17 protein-coding genes are annotated in these 18,846 nt (G+C 66.9%); 9 read left to right on the forward strand and 8 right to left on the reverse strand.

Annotation, left to right across the window (positions count from 1 at the left end; all coding sequences use genetic code 11):
* Positions 1 to 2: 2 nt before the first annotated feature.
* A complete protein-coding gene (locus OHZ10_RS26115; protein WP_059240650.1) occupies positions 3 to 803 on the reverse strand; it encodes a helix-turn-helix transcriptional regulator in 801 nt (266 codons plus the stop codon).
* A 132-nt stretch (positions 804 to 935) separates the two neighbouring features.
* Here OHZ10_RS26115 and OHZ10_RS26120 point away from each other — a divergent pair, with 132 nt between their 5' ends.
* Both OHZ10_RS26120 and OHZ10_RS26125 read left to right on the forward strand, forming a co-directional pair.
* Positions 936 to 2,342 carry an APC family permease gene (locus OHZ10_RS26120; protein ID WP_174992231.1) on the forward strand — a complete coding sequence of 469 codons (1,407 nt, stop codon included), beginning with the start codon at positions 936 to 938 and terminating at the stop codon, positions 2,340 to 2,342.
* A 64-nt stretch (positions 2,343 to 2,406) separates the two neighbouring features.
* Entirely contained in the window at positions 2,407 to 3,516 is a 1,110-nt protein-coding gene (locus OHZ10_RS26125) for a P1 family peptidase (RefSeq protein WP_059240648.1), read from the forward strand.
* Between the two features lie 138 nt (positions 3,517 to 3,654).
* On the opposite strand, the gene OHZ10_RS26130 is transcribed toward OHZ10_RS26125, so the two are convergent.
* Both OHZ10_RS26130 and OHZ10_RS26135 read right to left on the reverse strand, forming a co-directional pair.
* A complete protein-coding gene (locus OHZ10_RS26130) occupies positions 3,655 to 3,867 on the reverse strand; it encodes a hypothetical protein (RefSeq protein ID WP_059240647.1) in 213 nt (70 codons plus the stop codon).
* 137 nt (positions 3,868 to 4,004) lie between these two features.
* Positions 4,005 to 6,188, reverse strand: a complete 2,184-nt coding sequence (locus OHZ10_RS26135) for an FUSC family protein (RefSeq protein WP_342704765.1) — start codon at positions 6,186 to 6,188, stop codon at positions 4,005 to 4,007.
* A 200-nt stretch (positions 6,189 to 6,388) separates the two neighbouring features.
* On the opposite strand from OHZ10_RS26135, the gene OHZ10_RS26140 reads away from it, so the two are divergent.
* Complete coding sequence (locus OHZ10_RS26140; protein WP_059240645.1) at positions 6,389 to 7,336, forward strand: LysR family transcriptional regulator; 948 nt, start codon at positions 6,389 to 6,391, stop codon at positions 7,334 to 7,336.
* A 103-nt stretch (positions 7,337 to 7,439) separates the two neighbouring features.
* On the opposite strand, the gene OHZ10_RS26145 is transcribed toward OHZ10_RS26140, so the two are convergent.
* Positions 7,440 to 7,742 (reverse strand): DUF4148 domain-containing protein, encoded by a 303-nt coding sequence (locus tag OHZ10_RS26145; protein ID WP_059240644.1) that lies wholly within the window; start codon positions 7,740 to 7,742, stop codon positions 7,440 to 7,442.
* Between the two features lie 214 nt (positions 7,743 to 7,956).
* Positions 7,957 to 9,099, reverse strand: coding sequence for a porin (locus OHZ10_RS26150; RefSeq protein ID WP_059240643.1), 1,143 nt, complete (start codon positions 9,097 to 9,099; stop codon positions 7,957 to 7,959).
* Positions 9,100 to 9,409: 310 nt separating this feature from the next.
* On the opposite strand from OHZ10_RS26150, the gene OHZ10_RS26155 reads away from it, so the two are divergent.
* The 6 genes from OHZ10_RS26155 (at position 9,410) to OHZ10_RS26180 (ending at position 15,426) form a co-directional block, all read left to right on the forward strand.
* Positions 9,410 to 9,874: a VOC family protein gene (locus OHZ10_RS26155; RefSeq protein WP_059240642.1), complete on the forward strand. Its 465-nt coding sequence runs from the start codon at positions 9,410 to 9,412 to the stop codon at positions 9,872 to 9,874.
* Positions 9,875 to 9,948: 74 nt separating this feature from the next.
* The gene (codA, locus tag OHZ10_RS26160) at positions 9,949 to 11,190 is read left to right on the forward strand and encodes a cytosine deaminase (RefSeq protein ID WP_342704766.1); all 1,242 of its coding nucleotides are present in this window, start codon (positions 9,949 to 9,951) and stop codon (positions 11,188 to 11,190) included.
* 165 nt (positions 11,191 to 11,355) lie between these two features.
* Entirely contained in the window at positions 11,356 to 12,690 is a 1,335-nt protein-coding gene (locus tag OHZ10_RS26165; RefSeq protein ID WP_342704767.1) for a chloride channel protein, read from the forward strand.
* 335 nt (positions 12,691 to 13,025) lie between these two features.
* A complete protein-coding gene (locus OHZ10_RS26170; protein ID WP_342704768.1) occupies positions 13,026 to 13,427 on the forward strand; it encodes an STM2901 family protein in 402 nt (133 codons plus the stop codon).
* Positions 13,420 to 13,767, forward strand: coding sequence for a DUF1493 family protein (locus OHZ10_RS26175; protein ID WP_059240638.1), 348 nt, complete (start codon positions 13,420 to 13,422; stop codon positions 13,765 to 13,767). The genes OHZ10_RS26170 and OHZ10_RS26175 overlap by 8 nt, the downstream gene beginning before the upstream one ends.
* Before the next feature lie 336 nt (positions 13,768 to 14,103).
* Entirely contained in the window at positions 14,104 to 15,426 is a 1,323-nt protein-coding gene (locus OHZ10_RS26180; RefSeq protein ID WP_342705991.1) for a TIGR00366 family protein, read from the forward strand.
* Between the two features lie 66 nt (positions 15,427 to 15,492).
* Here the strand turns inward: OHZ10_RS26180 and OHZ10_RS26185 are convergent, their stop codons facing one another.
* The 3 genes from OHZ10_RS26185 to OHZ10_RS26195 all read right to left on the reverse strand — a co-directional run bounded on the left by OHZ10_RS26185 (position 15,493) and on the right by OHZ10_RS26195 (position 18,818).
* Positions 15,493 to 16,821: an MFS transporter gene (locus OHZ10_RS26185; protein WP_059240636.1), complete on the reverse strand. Its 1,329-nt coding sequence runs from the start codon at positions 16,819 to 16,821 to the stop codon at positions 15,493 to 15,495.
* A gap of 222 nt (positions 16,822 to 17,043) precedes the next feature.
* A complete protein-coding gene (locus tag OHZ10_RS26190) occupies positions 17,044 to 17,976 on the reverse strand; it encodes a 3-keto-5-aminohexanoate cleavage protein (RefSeq protein WP_006482842.1) in 933 nt (310 codons plus the stop codon).
* A gap of 35 nt (positions 17,977 to 18,011) precedes the next feature.
* Positions 18,012 to 18,818, reverse strand: a complete 807-nt coding sequence (locus OHZ10_RS26195) for an SDR family oxidoreductase (RefSeq protein ID WP_059240635.1) — start codon at positions 18,816 to 18,818, stop codon at positions 18,012 to 18,014.
* Between the last annotated feature and the right edge of the window lie 28 nt (positions 18,819 to 18,846).

An 18,846-nucleotide genomic window follows, 5' to 3' on the forward strand; every position in this document is an offset into this window, starting at 1 on the left:
GCTCACCCGGCCGCATCTTCCCCCAGTGCCTGTATGAACCGCGAAAACAGCTCGGGCTGCGACGAAATCCCGAGCTTCGCGTACAGGTGGCGCCGGTGCACCTTAACCGTTTCGGGGGATATCGCCAGCCGCTCGGCGATCGCCTTCGACGAATTGCCGCGCAGCACCATGCGTGCGATCGACATCTCGCGGTCGGTCAGCACGCCCGCGCCGAAGCGCGCGAGCGCCTGTTCGACACGCGCACCGAGATCGGCATCGGGCGTCGCGCGTGCGGCGTCGCCCACCAGCCGCCAGTGCTGCCGCATCGCCGCGAGCACCCACGGCATCGCGGCCGTCAGCTTGCCGAGCGGCTCGACGTCGAAGCGCGCGGCCGCGCCGAGCGACAGCGACAGCAGCGTGTCGGCGTTCGGCCGCACGAGAATCTGGATTTCGTCGTCGCCGACCGCATCGCGGAAGTAGCTGAGGAAATACTCGCTTTGCCGGAACAGGTCGGGCGCGACTTCCTCGAGCCGGTAGCAGCCGTCGGCGAGCCCGTCGTGCGCGGCCTGCAGGAACGGGTCGAGCAGATAGACGCCGTTCAGGTAGAGCGGCACCGGCGATGCGCTGTCGGTGCCGCCCGCGTCGTATTCGTCGAGCACGAGCGGCACGCCGTCGCGGCCGACCGCGGTCGCGAGCGCGTTGTCGAACGGCACCATTTCATTGAGCAGCAGCACCAGGAAACGCCAGAAGCGCGGCTGGCCGAGATGATCGATTGCGCGGCCAAGCGCCTGGTGCATCGCGATTTCGGAGAAGAGACGATCCATACCACCACCGGAAGGGCGTAACACGAAGGGGGAATAGCGGTCCTGAAATTGGCTTCCTAGACTGCCACGCAATCAATCGGGCCCGAGTATGGGTGTTCAAAAAAGAGCAGCAAAGGAGCACAGGAGAACGAAATGGCGATGATGTCGGAATCGACGGGTAGCCTGCAAGCGGCGCCTGCAACGGAGGACGCGCCGCGCGCGCTGTCGCAGACGCTCAGTGTGCGCGATGCGGTGATGATCACCGTATCGGGCGTGACGCCCGCAAGCTCGATCTTCGTGATCGCGCCGTTCGCGATCCAGCAGGCGGGCAGCGGCGCCGTGCTGTCGTTCGTGCTCGGCGGCGTGCTCGCGCTTGCATTCGCGCTCTGCTACGCGGAGCTTGCCGCCGCGCACCGCAGCGCGGGCGGCGAGTACGTGATGGCCAAGCGCGTGTTCGGCACGCTGCCCGGGTACCTGACTTTCATCACCGTGCTGTCCGTCAGCGTGTTCATCCCGGCCGTGCTCGCGAGCGGCGCCGCGCCCTACCTGAACAACGCGCTCGGCACGCACTTCAGCAACCAGTCGGTCGCGCTGACGATCGTACTGCTCAGCTATCTGCTCGGCATGCTGAACATCAAGACGAACGCGTGGATCACCGGCGCGTTCCTCGTCGTCGAGATCGGCGTGCTGATGCTGATCGCGGGCCTCGGCTTCGGTTCGCCGCATCGCGGTGCCGACGTGCTGATCGCACCGGTCGTCGCGAGCGGCAACGCGCTCGTACCGGCGACGCTCGCGGCCATCGTGCCGGCGATCGGCACCGCGATCTTCTGCTACAACGGCTTCGGCTCGGCCGCGTATCTCGCGGAGGATCTGCGCGGCGGCAACCGCAACGTCGCGAAGGCGGTGATCTATTCGCTGCTCGTGATCCTCGTCGTCGAACTGGTGCCGCTCACCGCGATCGTGCTCGGCGCACCGTCGCTGACGGAGCTGACGAAGAGCGCCGACCCGATCGGCTATGTCGTGCGCTCGCTGAGCAACCCGGCGGTGTCGCGCGTGGTCAGCGGCGGGATCTTCCTGTCGGTGTTCAATGCGATCATCGCGATCGTGATCACGATGGGCCGCCTGCTGTACAGCAGCGGCCGCCACGCGCTCTGGTCGCGCACCTGCAACCGTGCATTCTCGACGATTCATCCGCGCCTCGAATCGCCGTGGCTTGCGACGATCGCGTTGGCCGTCCCGTCGGCGGGGCTCGTCTTCGTGTCGAGTCTCGACGAACTGACGGCGTTCACCGTCGACCTGCTGCTGCTGATCTACCTGGTCGTCGGGCTGGCCGCGCTCGCGAGCCGGTTCGTGCGCCGCGACGTCGAGCATCACTACCGGATGCCGCTGTGGCCCGTGACGCCGCTCGTCGCGGTGGCAGGCGCGGCCTACACGCTGTACACGACGCTGGCGACGGCAACGAAGTCGACCGACCTGATCATCATCGCGGGGCTGCTGGTCGCCGCACTCGTGATGTACGTGGTGTGGGCGCGCCACAGCGAAGCGTTCCGCGCGCTCTGAGCACCGGATCAATATCGTGCAACATCGACTTACCGAACCACTGAAAGACTGGAGGAATTGCATCATGCGCACGAGGGATCTCGGCATCCGCATCGGACTCGGCACGCCGGGCCGCTTCAACGCGATCACGGACGTACCGGGCGTGCGGGTCGGACATTGCACGCTGAACGTCGAGAATGGCGACGCATCGATCCGCACCGGCGTCACCGTCATCGAGCCGCGCGCGGGCGCCGCGCACGATTCGCCGTGTTTTGCGGGCGTGCACGTGCTGAACGGCAACGGCGACGCGACGGGGCTCGAATGGATTCGCGAGGCCGGCCTGCTGACGACGCCGATCGCCTATACGAACACGCACAGCGTCGGCGCGGTGCGCGACGCGCTCGTCGCGAACGAGCGCGAAGCGGCGGCCGGCCGCGTGTACTGGTGCATGCCGGTCGTGATGGAAACCTACGACGGGCTGCTGAACGACATCTGGGGGCAGCATGTGAGCGCCGCGCACGTGCAGCGCGCGCTGGCGGCCGCTCAGTCGGGGCCGGTCGCCGAAGGCGGCGTGGGCGGCGGCACGGGCATGATCTGCCACGAGTTCAAGGGCGGCATCGGCACCGCGTCGCGCGTGCTGGCGGACGACGCGGGCGGCTGGACCGTCGGCGCGCTCGTGCAGGCGAACTACGGCGTGCGCGAGCTGCTGCGCGTCGCCGGCTATCCGGTCGGCGAGGTGCTGCGGCACGTGCATTCGCCGTTCCGCGAACACGACGCCAAAGGCGAGCCGGGCATGGGGTCGATCGTCGTGACGATCGCGACGGACGCGCCGCTTCTGCCGCATCAATGCACGCGCCTCGCGCAGCGTGCGAGCGTCGGGCTCGCACGCGTCGGCGGCGGCACCGAGGATTCGAGCGGCGACATCTTCCTGGCATTTGCAACGGGCAACGAACGCTTGCCGGCAGCGAACTACGGCAGCAAGGGCGCGCCGACCACCGACCTGAAGATGGTCAACAACGACCACATTTCCGCGCTGTTCGCCGCGGCGGCGGAAGCGGTGGAGGAGGCGATCGTGAATGCGCTGGTGGCTGGCAGCAACGTCGAGTCGCGCGGGGCGCGGGTCGAAGGGCTCGGGCAGGCGCGCTTGCTGGATGCGTTGCGCGAAGTGGGCTGGCGGCCGGGGCGCGGCGCCTGAAACGGCAAGCGCCGCTTCAATCGAAGCGGCGTGGGGCGGGGCGGCGATGCGGCGATCGGCCGGGCCGCCGTCCGCCCGCGCATGCGACGCATGCGGTGCGGGCGGCACGGGCTTGGCCGTGACGACGCGGCGTCATGCTCAGCTGCCGAAGTAGATGTTGCAGAAGCTGACGGGGCCGACACAGGCGTTCGGGTCTTCCTGCTTCGTTTGCGCACGATCGACGCGGCCCGCGGCCTTGACGGCTTCGGCGCGGTTCACCTGTTGCTGTGCGACGTCTGCCGGTGCCGGCTGTGCGTGGGCGACAGCAGCGGTGAGCGACAGGGCAACGAGGGCGAGGTGCAGCGGCTTCATTTGGGTTTCTCCTGGGTGAGTGCCAGTCTCGCTGGCAGTGAGGAAACTATAGGCTCGCACTGCTTAAAGATTAATCACCGCGGCTGTAGAGCATATTTCCATCCGGAACAAGGATCCCGTTGCGCGCGCACCCGTTTTCAATGGCGGTGCCGGTTGAACGGCGCGTCCTTGTCCAGCAGTGCGCTGCGCATGAAATGCAGGCAGCCGACGATCCGCTGCATGCTTCGGCGCGCATCGGGCACCGCGTACCACGCCTGCAACGTGTGTTGCGCCGTGCGAATCGCGAGATTCACCGATTTCAGCGTGCGTGCATGATGGCCGGGCGTCGGGTCGTCGAAAAAGCGCGGCAATTCGTGCAGTACCGCGTCGATCGAGCCGGTCCAGCGCAGCGTCTGCGGCGGTTTCGATGCACTGAACGCATGCAGTTCGTCGCGCAGGTCGATCACGGCGTGGCCGACCTCGAGCGTCGCCAGCATCCAGCGCATGGCGTCGCGGTGCTGCCGCGTGCGCCTGACGAGCAGCGTGCGCAGCTGTGCCATCAGGTCGTGCGTGCTCGACTGGAAGCGTTGCGCGAGGCCGTCCGGTGCGCCTTCGCATGCGAGCGTGACCTGGCGGCGCAGGTCGTGCGCGATGCGGCCGGTGAGCCACGGCATGTGGGTCGGGAACACGACCGCGAACACGAGCGAGCATGCGAGCATCGCGATGACGATCGCCAGCCCGTTGTTGATCAGTACTTCGGGCGTATAGGCCATCGCGTTGTCCGGTCCCGCGAGCAGACAGAAGAACACCGCGAAGCCGATTCCGTAACCGGACAATCCCGGCCGCATCGCGAGAAACGCACCGAGGCCAAGCACCGGCGCGAGCGTCGCGCACAGCAGCGGGAAGCCGTCGATGTTCGGATACACGTAGCACAGGAACACGTAGCCGACGGCGGTCGCGAACGCCGCGCCGACGCTCATCTGCGCGACGAACTTCGGCGCGCGCGGCGACGTCGAGCTGAGCGCGCATGCGATCGCGGTGGCGATCACGGCTAACGAGCCGCTCGGCCATTCGGACGCGATCCAGAACGCGCTCATCGCGCCGACGGCGACGACCGTACGCAGGAACGCGAAGCCGACGAAAAACGAATTGGTCTTCACCGCGTAATGCGTGACGGAGCGCTCGAACGCGTGATCGTCCTGGTCGAGCGACGCATAGGTATCGGCGTAGCCGAGATATTCGCCGATGAAGCGGTACAGCAGCTCGATCGCGGTATCGAAGTCGAGCAGGCCGCCGGCCGCGTGCGCTTCGAGGTTTCGCCGCGACGCGCGCGCAGCCTTCGGCAACGCACCGTGGAAGCGGTGCAGTTCGAGCAACGCGCCGGTGGCTGGCGCGATGCTGCGCTGGCGTTCGTCGCGCAATGCGGCGAACCGAAGCGCCAGCGCGTCGACGTGCGGTGCCAGCGCGTCGAGCACCGCGTCCGAATGATTCGCGCGCAGGCGCTTGACGAGCTGGTGCAGCGCATGCAGCCGTGTGCACGCGTTCATGAACTCGCTGTTCAGCCGCGCGAGCCGGCGGCTGCGCGCGCGAATGTGCGGATCTTCGAACGACGCGAATGCGCGGTTGGCCTCGAAGCCGACGATGTCGTCGACGAAATCGGCGAAGCGCCGCTCGAAATCGCCGCGCGCGACCTCGCCCGAGAGCGCGCCGGCCGTGAACGCCGCGAACGTTGCGTGACGCGCGCTCAGCGAGCGCATCAGCGCCTTCGCGGAACTGAGCGGCAGGATCAGCGCGCTGACCGCGCCCGAGCACGCGATACCGAGCGCGACTTCCGCGGCGCGCGTGAGCGCGGACTGGAACAGCGTCTGCGGCGTCATCACGGCCGGCAGGCCGATCAGCGCGGCCGTGTAGCCGGCGAGCACGAAGCCGTACCAGCGGAAGTGCCGGTTGCGTACCGCGAGCGCGATGCAGCCGCCGATCCACAGCGTGATGCCGGCCATGTACAGCTCGGGCTGCTGCGCGAACAGCCCGCCGAGCGCGAGCGCGGCGACGAGGCCGGCCGCCGTGCCGAGTACCCGGTAGAAGCTTTTCGCGAACACCATCCCCGACAGCGGCTGCATCAGCACGAACACGGTCGTCATCGCCGTGCGCGGCTGCGACATCTCGAGGCGCATCGCGATGCCCATCGCGAGCAGCGCCGCGAGCACGGTTTTCGCGAGGTGCAGCCAGATCAGCCCGTCGCTGGCGGCCCAGTCGCGCGCCGCGTCGCCGAGCGGATCGAGCCATGCCCTCCATCGTGCCGGTTCGATGGAAGGTCGCTCGATCGCAGGTTGTGGCTTCATGAAAAAAGGGGGCCGGTGCGGGGCCGGGGCAGGTGCCGCGGCGCTTCCGAACGGTCCGTTCGACTGGTGAGGCGCCGATTGTAGGAGTGCGGCGCCCGCACATTAACGCAGCTGCGGGGAAACGATAGTTGCAGCCGGAGTAACAATCTGTCGCATCCAGTGGAGGAAAATAGCGGCTCCGCTACAGGTTGCTCACAGGAATGGATACCCTACAAAACATGCGGGTGTTTTCGCGCGTCGTCGAGACAGGCAGCTTCACGGCCGCCGCGCAATCGCTGAATTCGACGACAGGCGCGATGTCGCGCGCGGTGTCGGAGCTCGAGGCACGGCTGCGCACCCGTCTGATGAATCGCTCGACGCGCCGTCTCGCGCTCACGTCGGCCGGCGAAAGCTATCTGCGGCGCTGCCGCCAGATCCTCGCGGACGTCGACCGCGCGGAAGAAGAGGCGAGTTGCGCGCATGAGCGTCCGGCCGGCGTGCTGCGCATGCACAGCTTCGCGAGCGTCGGTCACCACTACGTATTGCCCGCGCTGACGCGCTATCACGCACAGTTCCCGGACGTGTCGATCGAGCTGTCGCTGTCGCAGCGCATGCCCGACCTGTTCGACGGCACGAGCGACATGGCAGTCGTCACCGCGTCGTCGCTGCCCGATTCGGAGCTCGTATCGCACCTGCTCGGCTCGACGTTCAGCATCCTGTGCGCGTCACCCGACTACGTGAAACGGCACGGCGTGCCGGGCCGCCCGCAGGATCTCGCCGCGCACGCGTGCCTGACGCTGTGTACGCCGGCGTTCCCGACGCACGAGTGGGTGCTCGAAGGGCCCGAGGGCGTCGAGCAGATCCACGTCGCGGGGCCGGTACAGACGAACACGGCCGAATCGCTCGCACTCGCGATCCGCGACGGCATCGGAATCGGCATGCTGCCGCTGTACTCGGCGATCGATGCATTGCGCGACGGCACGCTCGTGCGCGTGCTGCCCGCCCACATCCTGCAGAAGATGAACGTCTATGCGCTGTATCCGTCGCGCCGCTTCGTCGATGCGAAGGTGCGGACCTGGGTCGAGATGTTGCGCGCCCAAGTGCCGGGGATGATCGCGCGCGACGTCGAGATGCTGAACGCAATCGGCCGCGAGCCGCAGGCCGCCTGAACGGCGGGCGCGCATCCGCGTGCTGCCGGTGTTTTCATGCAAACGCGACGTGCGCCACGCCCGTCGACGATCCTTTGCGCGGGCGGGGCGCGTCGTCGCGCCGTCACTGCGCGGGCCTGGCTGCCGCGCCCGATTCGGTTGCCGGCGCACCGGTCGGGCCGTACGCAGCCTGCGCGGCTTTGCGCTCCGCGAGACGCTTCGCCTGCAGCCGTTCCTGCGCGGCCATGATGTCCTCGGGATAGTTGTCGGCTTCGCCGCGCGCCGGGTTGTAGCCGACCGATTCCAGATCGATCAGTTCCTGCAGCACCTGCGCGCGCGTGACGGGCGACGGTGCCTGCTGGGCGAACGACAGGGCCGGTGCGGCGAGCAGGACGGCAGCGGCGGCGGTAACGACGAGCGATTTCACGAGGTTCTCCTGAATACGGGGTGGGTGGCCGGATCGATGCGCGACGCATGCCCCGAGCCTTCGACGCCAGTCTACGTAGCGGCCGCGCGCGCAAAAACCCCGATTCCAGGCAGGCTGCCTTCCAGATGGCACAACATTGCGGCCCGTCGCCCGCGGCGAACGAATCCGTGTGCGAACACGGATTCATTGCAGACGGACAACGGTGCGATGCCGGTCAGAAGCGCGTGCGCATGCCGATCGTGCCGACGACCTGGTTCGCCGTGCTCGACGCGCCGCCCGACGTGTTGATGAACGCCTGGTAGCCGCGCCCGGACGCATGCTGGACCATCGCTTCCGCGTACAGGTCGGTGCGGCGCGACAGCTTGTACACGGCCTGCAGGTTGACCTGGTGCCACTTCGGATCGGTGCCGTGCTTGCTGTCGGGATTCGACACGCTGGCGTCCGTGTAGACGTAAGCCGCGCCGAGGCTGACGGCCGGTGTCACCGCGTAGCGCACGTTCACGTCGTAGTTGTTGAACGCGATCTGGCCGGTGGAGCCGAACGCCCCCGTGTTGTCGTACTGCGAGCGCGTGTAGACGAAGCCGACGGTTGCCGGCCCGAACACGTAGCTGACGCCGCCGCCGTACGAGCGCATGCGGTCCGAGCCGATCGACCAGCCGCCCTGGCTCACGCTCTTCGCTTCGGCCGAATCGGTCGCGCCGGGGCTCGCGCTCGTCGAGCCCTTGGTGCCGTTCATCTGCAGGTACGCGCCGGCCAGCTTCAGCGGGCCGTTCGTATAGCTCGCCGCGATGCTGTACGCGCGGTTGGCGCTGAAGTTCGCCGAGTTCGAGAACGCGTACATCGCGCCGACCTTGAAGCCCGCGATCGACTCGCTCGTGTACTTGACCGCGTTGTTGATGCGCAGCGAGTGGTTCAGGTTGTCGTTGTCGAACGGGTGCGCGAAGCCCGCATCGCCGAGGTCGCCGGCCGTCGCGGACAGCGGCGCGACGAAGTCGACCATCGTGTCGTACTGGCGGCCGAGCGTCAGCGTCCCGTAGCCGGCCTGGCTCAGGCCGACATACGCGTGGCGGCCGAACAGCTTGCCGTCCTGGCCGAGCCCGCCGTTGTTCACGTTGAAGCCGTTTTCGAGCACGAACAGCGCCTTCAGGCCGCCGCCGAGATCCTCGGTGCCGCGCACGCCGAAGCGGCTGCCGTTGACCGTGCCGCTGGCCATGCGCCACTGCGACGCGCCGTTCACGTTGTTGGTGTACGCGATGCCGGCGTCGATCAGGCCGTACAGCGTGACCGAGCTTTGCGCGTGGGCGAGCGGCGCGAACAGGGCGGCGGTGCATGCGCCGGCGATCAGGGTTTTTTTCATGGTGAGGCTCCTGCGTGTGGGACTGGAAACAAAAGTTCGGCGCAAGTGTAGGGGCGCGGTCGTCCGGTTCCGTGGCGCCGGCGTGCGAGCGCTCCTTTGCGTGTTGCGCAAGAGTCCGTCACATCGTCTTCACAAAGCGACGCACGCGCCGCACGCCGGGCGTTCTCGCCGGCTGTCCGCCGCGCCGCGCGGGTTGCCCGCGCGGGGCATGTCGCGCATCGACAACACGCGGGCCGCCAAGGCCGGAGTTGATCGCCGCGCGGCGGACGCGGAGAATGGGCACTCCGATGCCGAGATCCGGAGTCAACCCATGGCCACCTCCCGCCGTCCGTCGTTCAGCTCCGCCCTGTGCTACCGCAATCCGAAAGCCGCGCTGGACTGGCTCGAGCGCGCATTCGGCTTCGAACGCTTCATCGTCGTGACCACACCCGACGGCGAGATCGCGCATGCCGAGATGAAGTTCGGCGATGGCATCGTGATGATCGGCGGCGCATGGGCCGACTTCATCGCGTCGCCGGAAGACACGGGCGATCGCAATACGCAGAACGTCCACGTGCATCTTCCCGACGATGCGGACATCGATGCGCATTGCGAACGTGCGCGTGCCGCCGGCGCGGAGATCCTGCAAGCGCCGGCCGACCAGTTCTACGGCGAGCGTGTGTACCGCGCGCGCGACCCCGGCCGGCATGTGTGGACCTTCGGCCGGCACGTGCGCGACGTGACGAACGACGAGATGAGCGCGGCGACCGGCCTGAAGATCGACGATTTCAGGTAAATGCCGGCGCGCGTCGCCCGTATTCCCATTTCTTAACGTGCGGCCCACCGCGGCCGCCTGACGACCGGACCCACATGAATCTGTTCAACGTACGCCTGCGTGGCCGCGACGGCCTGTTCACGATCGGCCTCGACGGCGGCAAGATCGCGCGCATTGACGCACAAGCGGCGCCGATCGCGCCGACGAACTCCGACGATATCGACGGGAGCGGCCGTCTCGCGATTCCGCCGCTCGTCGAACCGCATATCCACCTCGATGCCGTGCTGACGGCAGGCGAGCCTGCCTGGAACATGAGCGGCACGCTGTTCGAGGGCATCGAACGCTGGGCCGACCGCAAGGCGACGATCACGCACGAGGACACGAAGACGCGCGCGCATGCGGCCATCGGCATGCTGCGCGATCACGGAATCCAGCACGTGCGCACGCACGTCGACGTGACCGATCCGACACTCGCCGCGTTGAAGGCGATGCTGGAAGTGAAGGACGAGGCGCGCGGGCTGATCGATCTGCAGATCGTCGCGTTTCCGCAGGAAGGCATCGAATCGTTCAACGGCGGCCGCGCGCTGATGGCGCAGGCGATCGACCTCGGCGCGGATGTCGTTGGCGGGATTCCGCATTTCGAGAACACGCGCGAGCAGGGTGTCAGCTCGATCCGCTTCCTGATGGATCTTGCGGAACGCACCGGCTGCCTCGTCGACGTGCACTGCGACGAGACCGACGATCCGCATTCGCGCTTTCTGGAGGTGCTGGCCGAAGAGGCGCGCGTGCGCGGAATGGGGGCGCGCGTTACCGCGAGCCACACGACCGCGATGGGTTCGTACGACAACGCATACTGCTCGAAGCTGTTCCGGTTGCTGAAGCGCGCGGGCCTGAACTTCATCTCGTGCCCGACCGAGAGCATCCATCTGCAGGGGCGCTTCGACACGTTTCCGAAGCGGCGCGGCGTGACGCGGGTCGCGGAACTCGACCGCGCGGGCCTCAACGTGTGCTTCGGGCAGGATTCGATCAAGGACCCGTGGTATCCGCTCGGCAACGGCAACATCCTGCGCGTGCTCGATGCTGGCCTTCATATCTGCCACATGATGGGTTACCAGGATCTGCAGCGCTGCCTCGACTTCGTGACCTATCACAGCGCGACGACGATGCAGCTCGGCGACGGCTACGGGATCGCGGTCGGGCGGCCGGCGAATCTCGTCGTGCTCGACGCGGACAGCGATTACGAAGCCGTGCGCCGGCAGGCGAAGGCCACGCTGTCGATCCGCGGCGGGAAGGTGATCATGCGGCGCGATCCGGAGCGCATCACGTACCCGGATTGACGGGGCAGACGGGCCGCGACGGCCTGTTCGGTGCCGAGTATTCGTAAAATGCATGAGTCAATTCGAAAAATACGTTTGTCTCATGAGAGGTGCTGGCCTACGATGCGGTCCTGACGACGGTGCGCGTGATGCGCGCCGTTCTTTCGATCTCCGTTCGCCGACCTCATGCGCCTCGATCTTCCGTCCGCTCCCGCATCGTCCTCGCCACCCGCCAGCCCGTTCGCTCGCCTGGCCGTCGTCACGGTCCTGACCGGCGTCGGCGCGGGCCTCGGCGGCATGCTGCTCGCGCTGCTGCTGCACGCGATCCAGCACATCGCGTACGGCTACGGCGTCGCACACGTGATCGGGTCCGAGAGCTTTCTCAGCGGCGTGACGGGCGCCGATCCGCTGCGCCGGCTGGCGGTGCTGATCGTCTGCGGGATCGTCGCCGGCGGTGGCTGGTGGGCGCTTTACCGGTATGGCCGGCCGCTCGTCAGCATCCGCCGCGCGGTGCGCGCGGCCGATCCGCGGATGCCGTTCGTCAGCACGACGGTGCACGCGCTGCTGCAGATCGTGACCGTCGCGCTCGGCTCGCCGCTCGGCCGCGAAGTCGCGCCGCGCGAGATCGGTTCGCTGCTGGCCGGGCGGCTGGCCCATGCGGCGGGGCTCACGCCCGACGACTGCCGGCTGATGGTTGCATGCGGCGCCGGCGCGGGGCTCGCGGCCGTCTACAACGTGCCGCTCGGCGGTGCGGTCTTCGTGCTCGAGGTGCTGCTCGGCACCTTCGAGCTGCGTGCGCTGGTCGTGGCGGTCGTGACGTCGGCGATCGCGGCGGCAGTCGCATGGCTCGGCCTCGGCAACGAGCACCAGTACACGATCCCGGCGTTCGTGCTGAGCACGCCGCTCGTTGCGTGGTCGGTCGTCTGCGGGCCGCTGTTCGGCTTCGCCGCGTACGGCTTCGTGCGGCTCACGACCCGCGCGCGGGCGAACGCGCCGAAGGACTGGCGGCTGCCCGTGTTCGCGCTGGTCAACTTCGCGGTGATCGGCGTGCTCGCGATGCGGTTTCCGCAACTGCTCGGCAACGGCAAGGGCCCGGCATCGCTGGGTTTCGACGGAACGCTGACGATCGGCCTCGCCGCCGTGTTGCTCGTGCTGAAGGTGCTGATCGAGGCCGGCAGCCTGCGGGCCGGCGCGGAAGGCGGGCTGCTGACGCCGGGCCTCGCGAACGGCGCGCTGATCGGCGTCGTGCTTGGCGGGCTGTGGAGCCTCGTGTGGCCGGGCGCATCGATCGGCGGCTGTGCGCTGATCGGCGCGACCGCGTTTCTGGCTGCGTCGATGCAGATGCCGATCACGGCCGTCGTGCTGCTGCTCGAATTCACGCGCGCGAATCACGACAGCCTTGTGCCGATGCTGCTGGCCGTGGCCGGTTCGCTTGTTGCATACCGGTTCGCGCAGCGGTTGGCCGAGCGGCGGGCGAGTGCGGTGGCGAGCGTGAGCACGCCGGTGGCGACGGTGCGCTGACGGGTGCACGAGCGGCAAAAAGCCGGGCGCAATGGAGCGCAGTGTCCGCAAGCCACCAGGAATTAACAATCTGCATCCGTTCCGAGGCATATCGCTGCGATGGCGCATTCGTGCAGATCAACGAAGCTGTAACTGTCTGAATCGCAAGCAGAAAGGCACTTCAGTAAGACTGTACGAGATCGATCAATTGCATCCGGCCGGGCTTCCGTCAGGGCGCTAGACCGATGAACGTGCTGTTTCCGATTTGCCACTCACGCTAGTCTTGCCTGCTCGTTCAAATTCAAACCATCTGAGAGAAAATGGCGAATACGTACAGGTAAGGCGTTCATGAGGGCTTGAGCCGCGAAGCCTTGCTCTTTCTGATCTTTATCGAAGAGACCGGCAAGGCATTGGGCGTAGACGATGCCGTCGGCATCGCGATGGTGTTGATGGGGCAGCGCTTTATCCCGACGCGAGGCAAGTTCGCGAACGCGGTCAAAGGCACGTCCATCGCGTCCGTCGTCGCGCGGCGGATGCTGCCATACGAACTGAAGCACCGGATTTTGCCGACCGTGACCTCGTTTACGAGCCTTATCATGTTGCGCATCAAGTTCACGCAGAATATTGGCGCATTCGTCGGGCGGGCGATTCCCGGAGTCGGTTGGGTGATCCTGGCAACGGATGTCACGCTGATCACTTATCGCACGGTTGGCGCATACAACCGCATGGTGAAGCCCGAGGATCGCCTATATGGCTGACACATGGAAACGTCTCGAAGCATTCATCGCGACCGATATCGAAAAGCTGCCGGTCGATCGCATCGAACTGTCTCGGGATACGGATCTTTATCACGATCTCGACCTGGAACCGAGCGACATCGACAGAATCGTCCGGCAATGGGCCGGGACGTTCGGCATCGATCTGTCCGCGTTTGACATCCACTATTACTACCCGTCAGCGAAACTCGGCATCGGGTCGTTTCTCGCAACGGTGGTCAAAGCGCCGTTCAGCACCGAGGCGCGCGAGACGTTGGGTGGCCGGTCACTGACGCTGGGAATGATGGAGGAGGCGATGGAGCGAGGGCGCTGGGCGCCTTGATTCGCCACTTCATCGAGATTCACGATACACACGACTAGAAAATGTCGCTTGTCGAAACGCCCGCCTGATTGGCAGTCAGTCGGGCGTTTTTGCGTTCGCTCCTCGTTCTCGAGTGACGTCCGTCACGCGTTCCGTCGAAGTTCATCGACCTGCCGCCCGGTGTCCTGACCCGGCGGCGGCCAAGTGGCGAATCCGACGGCCCGATATCGGCTAACGCAATGATCGGCACGGACATCAAAGCAGGCGATACGGTTCTGTGCAAGAATCCGCGCGTTTCCGCGCATCAACCAACAACGACACGCGCGGATGTCCCTATCAGGAAACGAGGAGCTCAAGTTGATCCAGCGCATTTCCCGCTTCTTCACGCAGGTGGTTCACCGCGTGTTGCCCGACCCGTTGATTTTCGCGATCCTGCTGACGATCGTCACGTTTGCGCTTGCGTTCGGCCTCACGCCGAATACGCCCGCGCAACTCACGACGATGTGGGGTTCGGGTTTCTGGAACCTGCTCGCGTTCTCGATGCAGATGGTCATGATTCTCGTGACGGGCCACGCGCTGGCGAGTTCGCCGCCGGTGCGGCGCCTGCTCGTCGCGCTCGCGAGCACCGCGCGCACGCCGGGGCAGGGCGTGATGCTCGTCGCGTTCGTCGGTGCGCTCGCCTGCGCGATCAACTGGGGCTTCGGCCTCGTGCTCGGCGCGATGCTGGCGCGCGAAGTGGCGCGCCGCGTGCCCGGCAGCGACTACCGCCTGCTCGTCGCATCCGCGTACATGGGCTTCCTGAGCTGGCACGGCGGGCTGTCGGGTTCGGTCCCGCTCGTCGCGGCCACGAAGGGCAATCCGATGGAGAAGACCATCGGGCTGATTCCCGTGTCCGACACGATCTTCACCGGCTACAACGCGTTCATCACGATCGGGCTGATCGTGATGCTGCCGTTTCTCGCGCGCATGATGATGCCGAAGCCGGGCGACGTCGTCAGCGTCGATCCGGCGCTGCTCGCCGAGCCGCCGAGCGTCGAGCGCAAGCTCGGGCCCGATGCGACGTTCGCGGAGCGGATGGAGGAAAGCCGGCTGCTGTCGATCTTCGTCGCGGCGCTGTGCGCGGCTTTCCTCGTGCTGCGTTTCGCGCAGAAGGGCTTCGCGCTCGACATCGACACCGTGAACCTCGCGTTCCTCGCGGCCGGCATCCTGCTGCACCGGACGCCGATGGCCTACGCACGCGCGGTGGCCGGCGCGGCGCGCGGTGCGTCCGGGATCATGATCCAGTTCCCGTTCTACGCGGGCATCCAGGCATTGATGGATCACTCGGGGCTGGCGGGCGTGATCACGAAGTGGTTCGTCGATATCGCGAACGTGCACACGTTCCCGCTGCTCGCGTTCCTGAGCTCGGCCGTGATCAATTTCGCGGTGCCGTCGGGCGGCGGTCACTGGGTCGTGCAGGGCCCGTTCGTGATGCCGGCCGCGCAGGCGCTCGGCGCCGATCTCGGCAAGGCTGCGATGGCGATCGCTTACGGCGAGGCATGGACCAACATGGCCCAGCCGTTCTGGGCACTGCCCGCACTGGCGATCGCCGGGCTCGGCGTGCGCGACATCATGGGGTATTGCGTGACGACGCTGCTGTTCTCGGGCGTGGTGTTCGTCGCGGGAATGTATCTGTTCTGATCGAGCGAGGCGCGAGGCGGGTGGCGTGCTCCGCCCGCATCGCGCCAGCCCGAATCCAGTGCGATGTCAGCCGCGCGACCGCGCGTCGGGCCGCTCGTGCCCGTGACGCAACGCGAGGCTCGCGAATGCCGCGACGAGGAGTGCCGCGGCTAGCAGCGTCAACCCGTTCTTCGCATTGCCGGTCGCCTGTTCGATCGCGCCGACAACGGTCGGCCCGACGAAACCGCCGAGCAACCCGCAGGTATTCACGAGTCCGAGTCCGCCGGCCAGCGCGCTACCGGCGAGCCGCGACGCGGGAAACGTGAAGACGATCGACTGAACGACGAAGAACATCGACGCGGCCACGCACACGCAAAGGAGCCCCGCGACTGGCGACGCGTGCGCGGCGCCGACCATCCCGATCGCCATCACGACCAGCCCCGCACACAGCATCCGGCGGGAATGACGCGACTCGCGCGCGAAGCGCGGAAGCGTCCCGGCCCCGAGCGCTGCGGCGAGCCAGGGCAGCGCGGTCAGCAACCCGACCGCGAACGGGGAGAGGCGTCCCGACGCACCGATGATGCCCGGCAGGAAGAAGATCACCGTGTAGATGGTCAACTGGTGGCAGAAGTACACGAAGATCGCAAGCCAGATCTGTGGATCGCGCAGTGTGGCGCCGAACGCATGCCCGCCGTGCGTGGCAACGCCCGCGTCCTGCTCCGCGGCCAGCGTACGTTCGAGCGCGCGGCCCGTTTCCGGAGAGAGCCACGGTGCGGCGCTCGGACGATCCGGCAACCGTGTCCACACGACGAACGCAAGCAGGATCGCCGGAATGCCTTCGACGACGAACAGCCATTGCCAGCCGTGGAAGCCCAGCGTGCCGTCGAGCTCGATCAATGCGCCGGCCAAGGGCCCGCCAACGATGTTTGCGATGCACACGCCGAGCAGGAAGTAGCCGGTTGCGCGCGCACGCTCCTCGCGGCCGAACCAATACGTCAGGTACAGCATCACGCCGGGAAACAGGCCGGCTTCGGCAGCGCCGAGCAGCAGCCGCATCACGTAGAACGAGGTCTCGCCGCTGACGAACGCCATGGCGACCGACAGCACGCCCCACGTGATCATGATCCGCGTGATCCAGAAGCGCGCGCCGACGCGATGCATGATCAGGTTGCTCGGGATCTCGAAGAACGCATAGGTCAGGAAGAACAGCCCGGCGCCGAGTCCGTACGCGGCCGAAGAAATGCCGAGGTCGACTCCCATCGAATGTTTCGCGAACGCGATGTTGGTGCGGTCGAGAAAGCTGATCACATAGGCCGCGATCAGCAGCGGCATGAGTTTGCGGAACAGCAGCCGGTTCAGCGACGCGCTCGCGTCGCTGGCGGCGGAAGGCAGGGCCTGAGCGTGATGAGTGGACATGCGGACGACTCCGGTAAGGGCGAACCGGCGCGCACGGCAAGCACGGTGCGCCGCGTTCGGCAGATGCCGCTGCGAAGCATGCAGCGGATGGGCAGACGACGGAGCCGCGCCGGCGGCGCTCGATCGGAGCGGGGCGATGATGGGCGTCCTGGCGCCGGCCGGCTCGGGCCGGCGCCTTGTCACTGCGCTTGCGGGTTCTGGTGTTGGGGGGCTACCCGGCGATCAGAAATTCACCGCGTCGCCGCCCTTGAGTGCGAGCATCGCACGCGCCTCGGCCGGCGTCGCGATCTCCAGCGACAGGCCTTCGAGCACCTGACGCATTTTCAGTACCTGCGCGGCGCTCGATTCCGCGAGCTTGCCGGGCGCGATCCACAGCGAATCCTCGAGCCCGACGCGCACGTTCGCGCCCTGTGCTGCGCCGATCGTCGCGAGCGGAATCTGGTTGCGGCCGGCGCCGAGGATCGACCACACGTAATCGCTGCCGAACAGGCGGTCGGCCGTGCGGCGCATGTGCATCAGGTCCTCCGGGTGTGCGCCGATCCCGCCGAGCAGGCCGAACACGCTTTGCACGAAGAACGGCGGTTTCGCGAGTCCGCGGTCGACAAAATGCGCGAGGTTGTACAGATGCGAAATGTCGTAGCACTCGAATTCGAAACGCGTGCCGTTCGCCCCGCAGCGCGTGAGGATCGTCTCGATATCGGCGAACGTGTTCTTGAATACGAGATCGCGGCTCTTCTCGAGATGCTCGCGTTCCCACGGATGCTTCAGTTCGCGAAAGCGCTCGAGCATCGGGTACAGCCCGAAGTTCATCGAGCCCATGTTCAACGATGCGACTTCGGGCTGGAAATGCAGTGCGGGCTGCAACCGTTCGTCGACCGTCATGTGCGGGCTGCCGCCCGACGTGAGGTTGATGACGGCGTCGGTTTGCGCCTTGATGCGCGGCAGGAATTCGGCGAACACGGCCGGATCCTGCGTCGGTTTGCCGTCGGACGGATTGCGCGCGTGCAGGTGCAGGATCGCGGCACCGGCCTGCGCGGCCGCGACGGCGGCCGTTTCGATTTCGTGCGGTGTCACGGGCAGGTACGGCGACATCGACGGCGTATGGATCGCGCCGGTCGGCGCACAGGTGATGATGACTTTGCGAGCGTTTGCCACGGATGGATTCCTTTCGGTGAGCGATGCAGGAGGCGTCACAGCACTTCGACGTTGCCGCAGACGGAGATCGCCTGCCCGGTGATACCGTGGCCGCCCGGCGAGCACAGGAACAGCGCGGTGGCGGCAATCTCGGCCGGATCGGTCATGCGCCGCAGCGAGATCTTCTCCAGATAGCGCTTCTCCATTTCGTCGTAACCGATGCCGAGCTGCTGCGCACGCGCGTCGATCACGCGGCGCATCCGGGGCCCGCGCACGATGCCGGGCTGAATCGCGTTCACGCGGATGCCGAGCGGGCCGAGTTCGATCGCGAGGCTCTTCACGAGGCCGACCACGGCCCATTTCGTTGCCGCATACGGGGTGCGGAACGCGTAACCGAGCCGGCCCGCGACCGACGACAGTGCGATGATCGCGCCGCCGTGTTTCGAATCGCGCAGGAGCGGTACCGCGTGGCGCGCGAACTGGAATTGCGCGTTCAGGTTGATCGCGACGGTTTGTTCCCATTGCACGGGGTCGATTTCGTCGATGCCGCCGGTCGGACCGGCGATGCCGGCGTTGTTGACGAGCACGTCGAGGCCGCCGAGCCTGGCCGATACGTCGGCGAACACGCGTTCGACCGCGGCCGGATCGGATACGTCGGCCAGCGTCGCACTGATCGCGCCGGCCCCGGCGCGTGGCGGCCGGTCGGCGAGCGCCGCGATCGCAGCGTGCGATGCGTCGCATACATGCACGTGCGCGCCGCATTCGGCGAACGCATCTGCGATTTCAAGACCGATGCCCGACGCACCGCCCGTCACGAGGACGCGCAGGCCGTCATAGGGTTTCAGCAGGTCGGAAGCTGTCATGCCGGGTTGTCTCCATCGTTGGTGTTGT

The organism is Burkholderia arboris (assembly GCF_038723655.1).
Lineage (GTDB): Bacteria > Pseudomonadota > Gammaproteobacteria > Burkholderiales > Burkholderiaceae > Burkholderia > Burkholderia arboris.